Origin of the sequence: Clostridium sp., from assembly GCF_016650095.1 — a bacterium.
GTDB lineage: Bacteria > Bacillota > Clostridia > Clostridiales > Clostridiaceae > Clostridium_AD.
The window spans coordinates 1-16,145 of sequence record NZ_JAENWL010000033.1 but is presented as its reverse complement, the minus strand read 5'-3'; the positions used below and the strand labels follow the sequence as shown (position 1 = coordinate 16,145).

Genomic DNA, 16,145 nt, shown 5'->3' with positions numbered 1-16,145 from the left:
CTTTCTTATTTTATAGCTGGAATAGTAGCACAGAGTAGGGTTGATTCAGAAATTCACTCTATATTAGAGGTGGTTTTTGGTGCGATTTTTGGGACTTTATTAACATTATTACTATTTAAAATCTTAGGATAATATACTTTTTTATTTCAGAAAATCATAATATTATTGAAATACTAACATTTAGTGATATAATTACTATACGTGAAAAATCGCTTTAATATGTGGGGTTTAACGTATATGTGATTTTTTATGTATACGAAACTGGTTCACGTAAACGTGATGTCACAGTTAAATTATTTTTATAGGGGTGTTTTAATGGATTATAAAAAGTTAGCTAAGATTGCAATAGATGCAAGAGAAAATGCCTATGTGCCATATTCAAACTTCAAGGTAGGTGCAGCCGTTATAACTGGTGATGGTTCGATATATACTGGATGCAATATAGAAAATGCTTCCTATGGTGCTACAAATTGCGCTGAGAGAACTGCAATTTTTAAAGCTGTATCTGAAGGGCATAAAAAAATTAAAGCTATTGCAATAGTTGGCGACATGTCAACTTATACCTATCCCTGTGGCATTTGCAGACAGGTTATAGTGGAATTTGCGGCATCGGATATCCATATTATATTAGTGAAAAATGAAGATGATTATATAATCAAGACTATGGAAGAAATTTTGCCAGGTGCATTTACAAAAGAACATTTATTAAAGTAATATAGAAAAATTATACTATTTGCTTAAGATAACAAAAGGAGGATATATGTTTAAATCAGGATTCGTAACTATTATCGGAAGACCTAATGTAGGAAAATCTACATTAATAAACTACATTATGGGGGAGAAATTATCAATTGTGTCTAATAGACCCCAAACTACAAGAAATAATATACAAACAATTTTAACAACTAAGGATTCTCAAATAATATTTGTAGATACTCCAGGAATGCATAAACCTAGACATAAACTCGGAGAATATATGGTTAAAGTAGCACAACAATCTACTAGTGAAGTAGATGTGATATTATTTATAACCACGCCAGGTGATGAAATTGAAGGTGGCGATATGCACATTCTCGAACAGTTAAAAAACTCAAATATTCCAGTATTTTTATTAGTTAACAAGATTGACGAGAATACTCAAGAGAGAGTTGCTAAAACTATTCAAAGTTATTCTCAGTATTTTACCTTTAAAGAAGTAATACCAATAGCTGCCATAAAAGGTAAAAATGTCGATATAGTGACTAAACTTATAGCGGAGAATATTCCAGAGGGACCTTTATACTACCCAGAAGATATGATCACAGATCAGCAAGAAAGATTTATTATAACTGAAATTATAAGAGAAAAGGCTTTGAAACTATTATCCCAGGAAGTGCCTCATGGAATCGCAGTAGAAATTATTTCCATGAAAAGAGATAAAAATAACCTTTATAATATTGAAGTTAACATGCTTTGTGAAAAAGATTCACATAAGGGCATAATAATTGGAAAAGGTGGAAAAACTCTGAAGCAAATTTCTACTTATGCAAGGCAAGATGTAATGAAGTTTTTAGGTGAAAAAGTATATCTAAGATTATGGGTAAAGGTAAAGAAAGAATGGAGAGATACTTCAAGTATTTTGAAGGAGCTCGGGTATAAATAGGGGATGATTTTCTGTCAATTTTAAAAACTAGAGCTATTGTAATAAAGACACAAGATTTTAAAGAAAACGATAAGTTAGTTTGGCTTTTTAGTGAGGATTTTGGCAAAATAACTGCTATAGCAAAGGGTGCGAGAAAAAATAAAAGTAAATATATAGCATCAACATTACCTTGCAGCTATGGAGAATTTGTACTATTCAAAGGTAGAAATTTATATACAATAAATGAAATAACAATTATAGATTCTTTTCAGCAATTATTAAGGAACCTCGACACAATTACTTACGCATCGTATTTTAATGAATTAATTGATATTGCACTTCCAAGTGATGAAGTTAATAAAGAACTTTTTAAAGATTTGGTGACTGCTTTTTATTTTATAAAAAATGATGCTGTTGATATAGAAATTTTAGCCAGGGCGTTTGAAACAAAACTGCTAAAGGCAACAGGTTATGAATTGAATTTTAGCCAATGTGTTAAATGTAGAAAGAAAATAACTATGTCTAATAATATTGATATGCAATCTTATGGTCCCATTTGTAAAGATTGTGAAAAGTTAAATAGTATATATATTTCAAACCCTACATATAATACATTAAAATTCATAAATAATTTTGGTATGGATAAAATTAATAGAATAGTTGTTTCGGAAATATCCAAGATTGAGTTATATAAAACTTTATCTTTTATTATTTCCCAAAATTACGCACGGAGTCCAAGGAGTTTAGAAATGTATAATTATTTAACAGCATTTCAAAAGGAAAGTTAATAAGGATGATTACTGGAATACAAGAATAATTAACAATTGTTGTATTCTGTGGAAAAATTATAAGGAGGATGATTTTAATGGCAGAAATCACATTAGAAAAGATTGATATTATTAAAGAACGAACAGGAGTTTCATACACTGATGCTAAGGAAGCATTAGAAGAGTGTGGTGGTGACGTAGTTAATGCACTTATTTACATCGAAGCAAAAGAAAACAAATCTGCTAAATTTAATATGGAAGAAATGTATAATACTAAGGATGAGTTTTTAGCAGCGATAAAGGAAATAGTACGAAAAGGTAACGTTACAAGGATAAAAATCAAAAAAGATGATACTGTAGTTGTAGATATACCTGTTAATGCGGGTATTGCAGCAGGTGTATTTACTGGATTGTTTACGACTGCATTACCTGCGTTAATTGGTATAGGCGTATTAACAGCAGTGCTCACAAGAATTACTGTTGAAATAACAAAAGCAGATGGTAGTGTAGAAGTTATTAACAGTATTATTAAAAATACAGTTGATGATGTAAGAGATAAAATGAGCGATATAAGTGAAGAGGTAAAAGAAAAGTTTAACGAAAAAAGAGATATTTTTAGCAAAGATAGTAAAGATAACAAAGATGATAATAGTGAAAATGTATACCAATATACGGTTAAGTTTGATAGCGAAAAAGAAAAGCAAGAAAAGGACCAAGAAGAAAAAGAAGAAAAGGAATGATTTTATTCTTAAATTCTCACTATGCAAATAGTTAAATATGAATGTCCATAAAAGCCAGCAAGTCTTACTTGGTGGCTTTTATGGACATTCAAGTTAATAAGAAGTCAGTATACGAGTCTATGCTAGCCTAGTCTATTATAGCATAACCTATTCTAGGCTCGTCTATTTTACGACTTACTTTGACTTGTTATTTATTTTCACGCCACTTACAGAATAAATATTATTATTTAAGATTTCTTGTGAAAATTTATTAATAACAATAGAAATAAGATCAAAATTCATGACATATTACAAAGATAACATTTAGAGAAAAATGGAGGAAATCTAAGAATAATATACTAATGTGGGAATATTCTAAAATTTTAATGTAAAAAGCAATTTACAAACTCTACATTTTATTTTAATATTGTGGTACAATGTAAAAAATGGCATGTAAAATTTTAGCATAATAGAATTTATGCAACCGTTTTTATTGCAAATGTATTCCATGTTTAACAAGTTGAAAAAGAAAGAGGTGTGGAAAATAAAATTAACACCAAGACAAGAAGAGATAATAAGATTAGTTAAAGAAAATCCACCTATTACAAGTGAACGGCTAGCTAATAAGTTAGGTGTTACAAGGGCAGCGCTAAGACCAGATTTGGCAATACTTACGATGACAGGCATTTTAGAAGCAAGGCCCAAGGTTGGATATATGTATTCAAAGAAACCCTCTTACAGTTTAGTTTATGATTATATAAGAAATATTAAGGTTAATGATGTAATGTCAAAGCCTATAATGGTAACAGAAGAAACCATGGTTTACGATGCTATAGTACATTTGTTTTTAAATGATGTTGGTACTTTATTTGTACACAATGAAGGCAATTTAGTTGGAGCTGTATCTAGAAAAGACTTTCTTAAAATCGCTATGGGTGGCACAGATATGCATAAAGTACCTGTAGGAATTATAATGACTAGAATGCCGAACATAGTGCTTGTTGAAAAAGAAGATAGTGTTTATTTAGCCGCACAAAAGATTATAGAACACGAAGTAGATAGCTTGCCTGTGGTAGATAGAAAATTTGAAAATGGGAAAGAAACATTTCAAATTGTGGGCAAAATATCAAAAACAAATATCACAAGATTATTTGTTAAAATGGGCGAAAATGGCTAAGTAACTAAAGTGAGTGAATATGGGTACTAAATTGCTCCATATGGAACATTTTTATACCCGTTATCATATATAATTTATAACAAAAGGGGTTGTATCGAATGGCAAATAAAAAATATGTATATCTTTTTAGTGAAGGTAATGCTTCAATGAAAAATCTTTTAGGTGGAAAAGGTGCAAATCTTGCAGAAATGACAAATATTAATATTCCGGTACCGCAGGGATTCACAGTTACTACTGAAGCTTGTAATAAATACTATGAAGATGGTCAATTAATCGCACCAGAAATTATTAGTGAAATCAACAAAAAAATGGAAGAACTTGAAAAAATCACAGGAAAGAAATTTGGAAGTTTAGAAAATCCATTGCTTGTATCAGTTAGATCTGGAGCTAGAGCATCAATGCCAGGTATGATGGATACAATTTTAAATCTTGGATTAAACGATGCTACAGTAGAAGTTATGGCGAAGTTAACAAATAACCCAAGATTTGCTTATGACTCTTATAGAAGATTTATCCAAATGTTTGCTGACGTTGTAATGGGCGTTGAAAAAAGAAACTTTGAAAACATAATGGATAAGATGAAAGAAGCAAAAGGCGTGAAATTTGATACTGAACTAGATGCTATCGATTTAAAAGAATTAGTTAAAAAATTTAAAGTATTTTATAAAAAAGATAAAGGTGAAGAGTTTCCAAGTGACCCAAGTAGCCAATTAATAGAGGCCATTAAGGCAGTATTTGGATCATGGGATAATCCCAGAGCTAATGTATATAGAAGATTAAATGATATTCCAGGTAGTTGGGGAACTGCAGTAAGTGTTCAAGAAATGGTATTTGGTAACAAAGGAGAAACATCAGGAACGGGTGTTGCCTTCTCAAGAAATCCATCTACTGGAGAAAAAGGAATATATGCTGAGTACTTAATGAATGCACAAGGTGAAGATGTTGTTGCAGGGATAAGAACACCACAAGAGATATCACAGCTTGAAAAAGATATGCCCAAAGTATATGACCAGTTTATGAATATTGTTAATACTCTTGAAAACCATTATAAAGATATGCAAGATATGGAGTTTACAATTGAAGATGGTAAATTATACTTTCTGCAAACAAGAAATGGAAAGAGAACGGCACAAGCAGCACTCAAAATTGCCGTGGAACTTGTTGAAGATGGCATGTTAACAAAGACAGAAGCTATGATGAAGGTTGAACCAAAACAACTAGACACATTACTTCATCCTAACTTTGATACAGAAGAATTAAAGAACTCTACAGTAATAGCTAAAGGCTTGCCAGCATCTCCTGGAGCTGCTTGTGGAAAAGTTTGTTTTACAGCTGAAGATGCAAAAGCTAAACATGAAAGTGGAGAAAAAGTTATTCTTGTAAGGCTTGAAACTTCACCAGAGGACATTGAAGGCATGATTGCTTCAGAAGGTATCCTAACAGTAAGAGGGGGAATGACTTCTCATGCAGCGGTTGTTGCAAGAGGAATGGGCACATGCTGTGTTGCTGGTTGCGGAGATATAAAAGTTAACGAAGAGACTAAGACCTTCCAAATTGGACAGTCTATATATCATGAGGGTGACTTTATTTCAATGGACGGAAGTACAGGAAATGTATATGAAGGTGTAATTAAAACAGTTGAACCTGAAATAAGTGGTTATTTTGAAACGTTTATGGGATGGGCTGATGAAATAAGAAGTTTAAAAGTTAGAACTAATGCTGATACTCCTAGAGATACCGCGCAAGCAGTTAAATATGGAGCTGAAGGTATAGGGTTATGCAGAACAGAGCATATGTTCTTTGATGCTGATAGAATAATGGGTATAAGAGAAATGATTGTTGCTAAAGATGAAGCGAAAAGACGAGTGGCGCTTGCAAAATTATTGCCAATGCAAAGGGAAGACTTTATAGGAATATATGAAGAACTTGAGGAAAGACCAGCTACAATCAGATTCTTAGATCCACCACTACATGAATTCTTACCACATGGTGATGAAGATATAAAAGAATTAGCAAATGAAATGGGAATAACTTTTGAAGATTTAAAAGCTACTGTTGAGTCATTACATGAATTTAACCCAATGATGGGACATAGAGGATGTAGGCTTGCAGTATCATATCCAGAAATAGCTGAAATGCAAACTAGAGCGGTTATTGAAGCTGCGATAGATGTTAAGACTAGAAAAGGATATAATATTGTTCCAGAAATTATGATTCCACTAATTGGAGAAGTTAAAGAGTTAAAATATGTTAAAGACATAGTAGTAAGAGTAGCTGATGAAATCATAGCCTCAAGTGGCAGTGATTTGAAATATATGGTTGGTACAATGATTGAAATACCAAGAGCAGCACTTACAGCTGATTTAATAGCGAAGGAAGCAGAATTCTTCTCATTTGGAACAAATGATTTAACTCAAATGACTTTTGGATTCTCAAGAGATGATGCTGCAAGTTTCTTGAAGGATTACTATGAAAAGAAAGTTTTCGAATTTGATCCATTCCAGAAATTAGATCAATTAGGAGTGGGTAAGCTTGTTAAAATGGCTGTTGAACTTGGACGTGCAACTAGGCCAAACATAAAACTTGGAATATGTGGAGAACACGGTGGAGATCCATCTTCAGTTGAATTCTGTCACAATGTTGGACTTGATTATGTATCATGCTCACCATTTAGAGTTCCAGTTGCAAGACTTGCAGCTGCACAAGCTGAAGTAAATAATCCAAGAACAAGTAAAAAATAAATAGTATAGCATAGCTTAAAAAGATTTATACAATGAGCTTTTGAGACTATAAAGACTATAAAAAGTATGGGTATTGTATTTAAAATCATTATTGATTTTAAATACAATACCCTATTTTATTAAAACTCTAAATAGCGAATCTGATCAATTGGATTGGTTTTTTAAAATTTTGATTAAGACAGAACATTCTAATAAAACGTCACAATTACTAAAACCGAATAATGCTTGAAACACTGTACTTCAAATACAATGTTCATTAAAATATCAAGGTATAGAACCCTTAACAAAACTAACAATTCTGCAAGAAATAAATTCCGAAGATGCAATATTAAGGTTAGATATAAAAGAGATAATGGCCTTACATTGTAAGGCCATAGGTCAGAGAACTATTGCTTTTTTTTAACATCGCAAGTAGAAATCCCTAAGATGTCATAAATAGGGCAATAACGAATAGAGCCTGTTATTATCGGTACGAGGCCAATAATACCCCACCAACTTCTGTAGTATAAACCTATAAAAACGATTAATATGCCGATTACAATTCTAATGATTTGCTCGGTTCTACCAACATTACATTTCACTTAAATCACCTCAAAGATATTTTGTCCAATATCTTTCGATTTAATGTAAATCAGTTTGATGTATTCATAAATGATGTTTTTAGGATTTTTTGAATTTATTTTCAATATAGAGTTTAAGTCCTTCAACAAATTCTAATTGATATTTATTCTTGTTAGTTGCGCTATCTAGTAAATTTAAGAAGGCTTTTTTGTTGCACTTATTAATATTGCCATAATAATCTCTTGATATTTTCCAATATCGTTGGGGGAAAGCTAAATAAACAAGAACATATTTATAATCATCCAAGGTTAAAGGTAGGATTTTATCATATAATTCTAGAAAACTTATGGCAAGCTCTAAATCCCATTTTGTGCTGTCTCTTTTTAGTAATCGCCTTAAAGAATATGATATGTCATGAGCACAATAATCATTTCTACATTTATCAAAATCAATTACCCATATTTGATTATTAGTATCAAAGATAATATTTTTATTAACATAGTCGAGATGACATAATGACTTTGTGAGATTGTTTTGGTTAATATCATAAGCGATGGTTGCAGAGTAATGTGCTAGTTTACTACCTAAATCAAAATGCTTAAGATATAGCTTTGAGAAGGTATCATCATATTTATAAGCTAAATTAGAGAAATTAAGAAGACTCTCATAATGCTTATATATGGATTTACTCAAAGTACTGTAGTCCTCCTTTAATGAACTACCGAGCATAGGTTTAAAATTAATACTTGCCTTGTGCATACTTGCGAGATTGGTACTGCATGCTAGTATATGGTCAATATTATCGTAGTCGCATTTAGTTCCAATAACCCAGGGAGTAAGTATAAATAGCATATTATTATAGTTTACAAATCTGCTATTAGTATTTGTTTTAAGTATACGAGGTACATGGATATTATTTCTATATAACCATTCTATAGCTGAATACACAAATAATAAATCTTTTACAGAATAATAAACTTTTTTCAAACAATAGCAATCATCGTAGTATTGAACTTTATATACAGCTCTTTGTTTATCTGTATCTTTAAATTTAATTTGCGATATATCAGCATCAGCTAAGTTATATTGAGGGAGAATGTATTTTTTTACATTTTCTTCGGATAATAAGGTTATGTTATTAGAGTTTGTAGCCGTGGAGGGCATGTTATCACTCCTAAAAAATTATTTCATTATTAGAATATTAATAAAAATTCTATATTATACGTTTAATAATAAAAAAGGGAAATTAATTTGATATGTAGAATACTAACTAATGTATCCTTAAAAAAATAATAGCAAGAGTAACCGACAATTGTTTTTTTCGGAGATGCCTAAATTAAAGAAAATTTAAATAATTACAGAGAGAGTTTTAAATTTAGGAGGAAATTTATGAATATTCGCCAAAAAATAGAAGCTAATGAAGATAATAGCATTATACGATATGGCGCGTTATCCCTAAACTCAAAGGGACGGAGTGTATTAGAAGATAAGGATGAGGTAAGAACTTGTTATATGGTGGACGGAGATAGGATAATACATAGTAAATCATTTAGGAGACTTAAGCATAAAACTCAAGTATATATAAAGACTAGCAGTGATCATTACAGAACAAGATTAACACATACCTTAGAAGTTGCCCAGATAGCTAAAACTATAGGGAGGGGTATAGGATTGAATGGTGATCTAATAGAAGCTATAGCTTTAGGTCACGATATAGGGCATGTACCCTTTGCTCATAATGGTGAAGAGGTTCTTAATGATATTTTGCCTGGAGGATTTAGACACAACGAAAATAGTATTAGAGTGCTCACAAAAATAGAAAAATTAGGTGCGGGACTTAATTTAAGTGAAGAAGTATTAGATGGAATTCTTAATCATAGTGGTCTTACTTCAAAAATTGGGAAGGCTTCAACCTTAGAAGGTCAGGTAGTTAGGTATAGCGACAAGATTGCATACGTTAATCATGACATAGACGATTCCATAAGGGCGGGATTATTAGTGGGTTCAATGCTACCTAAAAGTGCTACGGCCAGGTTAGGTATAAATCACGGCAAGCGAATAGATACTTTAGTTAAAGATTGTATTTATAACACATTAAATAACTTAGATAAGGGCATTATAGGAGTATCGCTTAGTGAAAGCGTTGATAGTGCATTAAAAGATTTAAGAAATTTTATGTTTAAAAATATATACAAAGGTGAAATATTAAAAATAGAAAGAGAAAAAGCAAAATTTGTGGTAACGCAGGTATTTACATATTACTATAACAATCCACAGGCAATGCCGGACTTTTACGAAAGTATAGTTGAGGAAGAAGGCTTATATATAGGGGTAGCAGATTATATTTCTGGGATGAGTGATGATTACTGTTTAATGCTTTTTAATAATATATATGTGCCTAAAGTTATTATATATTAGAATTTGAGAATAAACTATTACTTCTTTTGGAAAAAAAATCAACTGGAAATTTATAAAAAAAAAATAAAAAATACAAATATTGAAGGAATTTTGTGTTTTATAAAGAATATAGTATATGCAAACAAAATTATTATTAATAAAAATGGATTTAAAGAAGGAAAATACACTTTTTTGTCGAATAAAAATATATTGTGAATTTATATAAGTAAGGTGGTAATAATCTATTGATTGCTGAAGATGTCATCCGGAAAATAAAGGAACAAAATGATATTGTGGATGTAATATCTGAAAGAGTTAAACTTAAAAAAGCGGGAAGAAATTATACTGGCCTTTGTCCTTTTCATAATGAGAAGAGTCCGTCTTTCACTGTATCCCAGGATAAACAAATTTATAAATGCTTTGGATGCGGCGAAGCTGGGAATGTAATTAGCTATATTATGAAGGATAGGAATATGACTTTTCCTGAAGCAGCAAGGATACTCGCTGAAAGAGCTAATATTAGTATAGAAATAGATAATGAAGAAACGAATGTACAAAAGGACATGTATAATAAAATGTACAATATTAATGTTGCGGCTGCTAGGTATTTTTATGATAATTTAAGAAAGGATAAGAAGGCTAGCGCATATTTCACAAACCGAGGTATCGCTGAAGCTACTATGAAGAAATTTGGTTTAGGGTTTTCCTTTGATAAATGGGATGGATTGTTATTATTCCTAAAAAAGAAAGGTTACTCCGAACTCGATTTATTTAATATAGGGTTAATTGCTAAAAGTCCTAAAGGATCATATTATGATAGATTTAGGAATAGGATAATGTTTCCTGTATTTGATTTTAAAGGCAGTGTAATTGGATTTGGAGGACGGGTTTTAGATGATTCAAAACCTAAATATCTTAATTCACCAGAAACTCCATTATTTCATAAAGGATTACACCTTTATGGATTGAATTTTGTAATCAAAAATAATAAATCTCGAACAATAATAATTGTAGAGGGATATATGGATTGTATTTCACTTCATCAACATGGGTTTTCAAATGTTGTTGCCTCGCTGGGCACAGCACTTACTATTAACCAAGCAAAATTATTAAAAAAACATGTAGATACAGTTATTATTTCATTTGATGCTGATTTTGCAGGAGAGGCTGCTACTTTAAGGGGACTAGAGATATTAAGAAATGAAGGCTTTGATTTAAGGGTGCTTATAATTCCAAAGGGCAAGGATCCTGATGAATTTATAAAAAACAATGGAAAGCAAGCTTTTCAAAAATTAGTTGATGCTGCTCTTCTTTTAATAGATTATAGGCTTAAAAGAGCAGGTGATGGAATAAATTTTTCAAATAGTGAAATGATAATAAAGTATGTTAAAAAGGTTACTGAAATTATTACAGATTTAGATCCTGTTGAAAAAGATGTCTATATAAAAAAGATTTCTGAGGATACAGGTATTAAAGAACAAGCATTATATGACTTATTAAGTGAAGAAATCAATAAAAAATCAAAAAAAATGCAAAAAATGAATACACAACAGGATTTTGGACAAAAATTATATTTAGAGCCAGCTTATATTAAGGCTGAAAGAAATTTATTGAAATTTATGTTTATAAATGAAGAAAATTGTGATTATATTACAGAAAACATTCCCATAGACCAATTAGTACTTCAAAGTCATAAAAGTATATATACATTAATTGTTGAGTATAAAAACTTAGATAACGATGAAAAAATTAAAAACATTGAATTTAGATGTAATGACATAGAGTGTACAAAAGAATGGATAAATACTTTGGAAATTGAGATTTCCTGCGATGAAGAAGAATATAAAAAGCTTATAAATGATTGCATAAAACAAGTGAAAAAATTCAAGTTAGAGGAGTCGAAAAAAGAAATTATGAATAAAATTAAACAATATGAATCAAAAGGCCTGCTAGAAGAATCTATAAAACTTGCGCAAAAACTTTTAGAGTTACAAAGAAATATAAAACAATTATAGTATTTAGAAAGGAGGTAATATGATGAAGGATAAAAGTACAAAAATGACTATAGTAAAAAAACTTATTGAAAAGGGAAAGAAAAAAGGATCATTAACTTATAAAGAAGTAATGGATGAACTTTATGAAATAGAATTAAGTCCAGAACAAATAGAAAAGGTTTATGAAGTTTTAGAATCCATGGAGATAGACGTCGTTGGGGATATGCATGCAGTTGCTGCACCTGCGACAGGAGCTCAAGCTGAGGTTGAACCAGAAACTGAGGAACTTGATGTTAGTATACCAGAAGGTATTTCTATAGATGACCCAGTTCGAATGTATTTAAAAGAAATAGGAAAAGTTTCACTATTGTCATCAGCTGAGGAAATTGATCTGGCTAAAAGAAATGAAGAGGGAGATCTTGCTGCTAAGAAAAAACTCGCAGAGGCTAACTTAAGACTCGTAGTAAGTATAGCTAAGAGATATGTTGGACGTGGAATGTTATTCTTAGATCTTATTCAGGAAGGTAATTTAGGACTAATAAAAGCTGTAGAAAAATATGACTATAGAAAAGGATTTAAATTCAGTACTTATGCAACGTGGTGGATTAGGCAGGCAATAACCAGAGCAATAGCCGATCAAGCAAGAACTATAAGAATACCAGTGCATATGGTTGAAACTATAAATAAGCTTATTAGAGTTTCAAGGCAATTGCTACAAGAACTTGGACGTGAGCCTCAACCAGATGAAGTCGCTGAAAAAATGGAAATGCCAGTTGGGAAAGTTCGCGAAATTATGAAAATTGCACAAGAACCAGTTTCTCTTGAAACTCCTATAGGTGAAGAAGAAGATAGTCATTTAGGTGATTTTATTCCTGATGATGATGCTCTAGCACCAGCAGAAGCGGCAGCATTCACAATGCTTAAAGAACAGCTGATAAATGTTTTAGATACTTTGACTCCTAGAGAAGAAAAAGTTTTAAGATTAAGATTTGGACTAGATGATGGACGCGCAAGAACCCTGGAGGAAGTTGGAAAAGAGTTTAACGTAACTCGTGAGAGAATTAGGCAGATTGAAGCCAAAGCACTACGTAAATTAAGACACCCAAGTAGAAGTAAAAAATTAAAAGATTATTTAGATTAGAATATCTTAGTTATAAGATTAGAATAGCTTATTTATAAGATTAGAATAGCTTATTTATAAGATTAGCTTATTTATAAGATCAGAACACCTTATTAAGATGAAAATACCTTAATAAGGTGTTTTTTATGTTCGTGGAAAAGTATGGTTATACACTTACAAGTTAGATTTAATTATGATATAATATCCCTTGAGAAGGTGATTAGGTGGAGAGTTATGAATCAAAGCGAGGACGCGGGTTAGTATCTATGATACTCATGACTGCATTATATAATATATTAATCTTAATATTACTAAAATTTACTAATTCCTACATTGTAGATAGTCTATTAAAGCTTCTATTAGTGGCTTGTAATATATATCAAGTATATTATATGGTACTTTATGTATCCAGTAAATGTACTATTGATGACAAAAATCTTGTAATTTATTTTATTGGGTCATTAAAAAAAATAATTGTACCAATAAATGAGATTGATGGGTATTCTACGTCAACGGGTATAATTAAAGGAGTTAAACTTTATGGTATAGCCTCTAATAGCTTCGCAATGGGGAGATTTGTAATTGATAAAATTGGAATATCTAGGATGTTTGTTACAGATAATAAAAAAATCTTTTATATAAAAACTAAAAGTATAAATTATGCAATTTCGCCTTTGGATTATAAAAAATTTGAAGAAACTTTAATATATCACGGTGTGCAGTCCGCCATTTGGAAATATAAAGTAAATAATAGCTATAACCTTCATAAAGACAGGCACTTTATTATACCTTTAATTATAGTAAGTATTGTAATATTAATATTAACAATGAATCCACTTATATTATATTTAAAAGATATGATACCTAATACTATGCCATTAAACTTTGATGCAAAGTTTAACCCAATAAAAATAGGTACAGGGCAACAATTTGCATTTACCCAAATGATATACGGCGTATTAAATATGGCCTTACTTTTTTGTATGTATTATGCAAGCTATTTTTGTGCAAAATATGATAGAAAATCAGCATATAAAAATATTTATGTGGCACTAATTGTGGCAACGATATTTTTAATTATGCAGTTTAAAATACTAATTAATTTTAGATAAGGATGAAAACTATGGAACTCAGTATAAGATTAAAAGCAATTGTAAGTATGATAGAAGAATGTAATAGTATTATAGATGTAGGAACGGATCATGGTTATGTTCCTATTTATTTAATCAAAAACGGTGTGATAAAAAACGCTATTGCATCTGATATAAACCGAGGACCCGTTGAGAAAGCCAAACGCAATATTACTGTAAATAATGTTACAGGGCAAATTGATTGTAGACTCGGGAGTGGACTTTCTACAGTTAAAAAGGAAGAAGTACAGGTGGCTATTATTGCTGGAATGGGCGGTAATTTAATAAGAGATATCTTAGAAGCTGATTTAGATGTTGTTAAACACTTTAAATATATGGTGCTTCAACCAGTTCAGAATGCCGAGGTTTTAAGGGAGTATTTGTATAGCAGTGGCTATGATATCATTGATGAAGAAATATGTAGAGATGATGGTAAGTTTTATGAGATTATTAAGGTGAAATATAATACTAAATCAGTAGAAGTAGATAGTATATATTATGAGATAAGTAAAATATTATTAGATAAAAAAAGCCTTACAATGCAAAGCTTTATAGAATATAAATTACAAAAATATTCAAAGGTATATGATACTTTAAATGATGATACAATTTTATCGAATAATAGGAAAGAGCAGCTTTATCATATTATAATCAGACTTAAGGAGTTTTTAAAATGGTTTTAAAAGTAAGAACGATTGAGCATATTATGCAGCAGTTCGCTAGTCCTATACTAAAAGAAGATTATGATAATGTAGGACTCATGGTTGGGAACAAAGATGCGGAGGTTACAAAAATTCTAATTGCATTAGATTGCACATTGGACGTAATTCACGAGGCTGTTGATTGTGGATGTAATTTTATATTGACTCATCATCCGCTTCTTTTCATTAAACCTAAAACTATTACTACAGACACATTAGTAGGTAAAAAAATTATTGATTTAATTGTGAATGGTATAAATGTATACTCTAGTCATACAAATTTAGATTCTGCGCGTGGTGGTTTAAATGATATTGCGACTGAAATTTTAGGTTTTAGTAAATATAAGATTATTGAGCCATCAAAAAATTTAGATTATGACAAAGGTTATTCTGGGCTTGGTAGATTAGTTTTTCTTAATGAACCTATAAAGCTCGTAGAATTATGTGAAAAAGTAAAAAAAACATTTAACGCGGAATTTATAAGGTATGTTGGTTCTGATAATGATTTAATAAAAACTATTGCTATTATAAATGGAAGTGGCGAAGATTTTTTTGATGAGAGCATAGAAATGGGTGCAGATTGTATAATTACAGGGGATACTAAATATCATCATGTTAGTGATCTAAAAGAACAAAATATAGCGCTAATTGATGCGGGTCATTTTGCAACAGAGTGGAAACCGTTCAAAATATTTGGAGAAAAATTCAAAAAACAATTGTTAGAAAAGGGATATGACAATGAAATTATAGTTTCAAAATATACACAGGATCCATACAAAACTATGTAGAGAAAAAAATACCATTTGATTTTGTTTTAATAGTATGGTATCATTGATTTTGCGAGTAAGCCAGACAATTGCTGCTGAATATTGCTTGCAATAATTCAGGAGAGGAAAGTCCGGGCTCCATAGGGCAGGGTGCTGGGTAACACCCAGTGAAGGTAACTTTAAGGAAAGTGCAACAGAGAGATACCGCTAAAGGTATTCATATAGTTTAGCTTGCTAAACTATATGAATATACTAGCAAGGATGGAAAGGTGAGGTAAGAGCTCACCAGCGCAATGGCGACTTTGCGGCTATGTAAACCCCACTTGGAGCAAGATCGAATAGGAGAACATTTTGGGACTGCCCGTCTCGTTCTCGGGTGTATCGCTTGAGCCTATTGGTAACAATAGGCCTAGATAGATGATTGTCTAATACAGAACTCGGCTTATAGGT

Annotated in this window: 14 protein-coding genes, 1 other RNA gene and 1 pseudogene; 14 read left to right on the top strand and 2 right to left on the bottom strand. The window is 31.1% G+C overall.

The genetic code is table 11. The features are described 5' to 3' along the window. The 7 genes and pseudogenes from JJE11_RS03785 to ppdK all read left to right on the top strand — a co-directional run. A pseudogene (locus JJE11_RS03785) lies at positions 1 to 132 on the top strand (diacylglycerol kinase); the annotation flags it as partial. Between the two features lie 183 nt (positions 133 to 315). After that, positions 316 to 714: a cytidine deaminase gene (locus JJE11_RS03780; RefSeq protein ID WP_291632916.1), complete on the top strand. Its 399-nt coding sequence runs from the start codon at positions 316 to 318 to the stop codon at positions 712 to 714. A gap of 46 nt (positions 715 to 760) precedes the next feature. Further along, positions 761 to 1,642: a GTPase Era gene (era, locus tag JJE11_RS03775; RefSeq protein WP_291632915.1), complete on the top strand. Its 882-nt coding sequence runs from the start codon at positions 761 to 763 to the stop codon at positions 1,640 to 1,642. After that, positions 1,639 to 2,409, top strand: a complete 771-nt coding sequence (gene recO / locus JJE11_RS03770; protein ID WP_291632918.1) for a DNA repair protein RecO — start codon at positions 1,639 to 1,641, stop codon at positions 2,407 to 2,409. The genes era and recO overlap by 4 nt, the downstream gene beginning before the upstream one ends. Positions 2,410 to 2,486: 77 nt before the next feature. After that, the gene (locus JJE11_RS03765; protein ID WP_291632914.1) at positions 2,487 to 3,128 is read left to right on the top strand and encodes a DUF4342 domain-containing protein; all 642 of its coding nucleotides are present in this window, start codon (positions 2,487 to 2,489) and stop codon (positions 3,126 to 3,128) included. A gap of 514 nt (positions 3,129 to 3,642) precedes the next feature. Beyond that, the gene (locus tag JJE11_RS03760; RefSeq protein WP_291632917.1) at positions 3,643 to 4,284 is read left to right on the top strand and encodes a helix-turn-helix transcriptional regulator; all 642 of its coding nucleotides are present in this window, start codon (positions 3,643 to 3,645) and stop codon (positions 4,282 to 4,284) included. 98 nt (positions 4,285 to 4,382) lie between these two features. After that, positions 4,383 to 7,025, top strand: coding sequence for a pyruvate, phosphate dikinase (gene ppdK / locus JJE11_RS03755; protein WP_291632913.1), 2,643 nt, complete (start codon positions 4,383 to 4,385; stop codon positions 7,023 to 7,025). Positions 7,026 to 7,411: 386 nt separating this feature from the next. Here ppdK and JJE11_RS03750 read toward each other — a convergent pair whose 3' ends face one another. Both JJE11_RS03750 and JJE11_RS03745 read right to left on the bottom strand, forming a co-directional pair. Continuing rightward, the gene (locus JJE11_RS03750; protein ID WP_291632912.1) at positions 7,412 to 7,606 is read right to left on the bottom strand and encodes a DUF2892 domain-containing protein; all 195 of its coding nucleotides are present in this window, start codon (positions 7,604 to 7,606) and stop codon (positions 7,412 to 7,414) included. A gap of 79 nt (positions 7,607 to 7,685) precedes the next feature. Continuing rightward, a complete protein-coding gene (locus tag JJE11_RS03745; protein ID WP_291632911.1) occupies positions 7,686 to 8,750 on the bottom strand; it encodes a CotS family spore coat protein in 1,065 nt (354 codons plus the stop codon). A gap of 225 nt (positions 8,751 to 8,975) precedes the next feature. Here JJE11_RS03745 and JJE11_RS03740 point away from each other — a divergent pair, with 225 nt between their 5' ends. The 7 genes from JJE11_RS03740 to rnpB form a co-directional block, all read left to right on the top strand. After that, complete coding sequence (locus JJE11_RS03740; protein ID WP_291632910.1) at positions 8,976 to 10,004, top strand: deoxyguanosinetriphosphate triphosphohydrolase; 1,029 nt, start codon at positions 8,976 to 8,978, stop codon at positions 10,002 to 10,004. Between the two features lie 224 nt (positions 10,005 to 10,228). Continuing rightward, positions 10,229 to 11,998: a DNA primase gene (dnaG, locus tag JJE11_RS03735; protein ID WP_291632909.1), complete on the top strand. Its 1,770-nt coding sequence runs from the start codon at positions 10,229 to 10,231 to the stop codon at positions 11,996 to 11,998. Between the two features lie 22 nt (positions 11,999 to 12,020). Continuing rightward, complete coding sequence (gene rpoD, locus JJE11_RS03730) at positions 12,021 to 13,118, top strand: RNA polymerase sigma factor RpoD (protein WP_291632908.1); 1,098 nt, start codon at positions 12,021 to 12,023, stop codon at positions 13,116 to 13,118. A gap of 203 nt (positions 13,119 to 13,321) precedes the next feature. Further along, a complete protein-coding gene (locus JJE11_RS03725; protein WP_291632907.1) occupies positions 13,322 to 14,209 on the top strand; it encodes a PH domain-containing protein in 888 nt (295 codons plus the stop codon). Positions 14,210 to 14,220: 11 nt separating this feature from the next. After that, positions 14,221 to 14,910: a class I SAM-dependent methyltransferase gene (locus JJE11_RS03720; protein WP_291632906.1), complete on the top strand. Its 690-nt coding sequence runs from the start codon at positions 14,221 to 14,223 to the stop codon at positions 14,908 to 14,910. After that, entirely contained in the window at positions 14,901 to 15,716 is an 816-nt protein-coding gene (locus JJE11_RS03715) for a Nif3-like dinuclear metal center hexameric protein (protein ID WP_291632905.1), read from the top strand. The genes JJE11_RS03720 and JJE11_RS03715 overlap by 10 nt, the downstream gene beginning before the upstream one ends. Positions 15,717 to 15,768: 52 nt before the next feature. Further along, an RNA gene (gene rnpB, locus JJE11_RS03710) (RNase P RNA component class A) lies at positions 15,769 to 16,145 on the top strand; the annotation flags it as partial.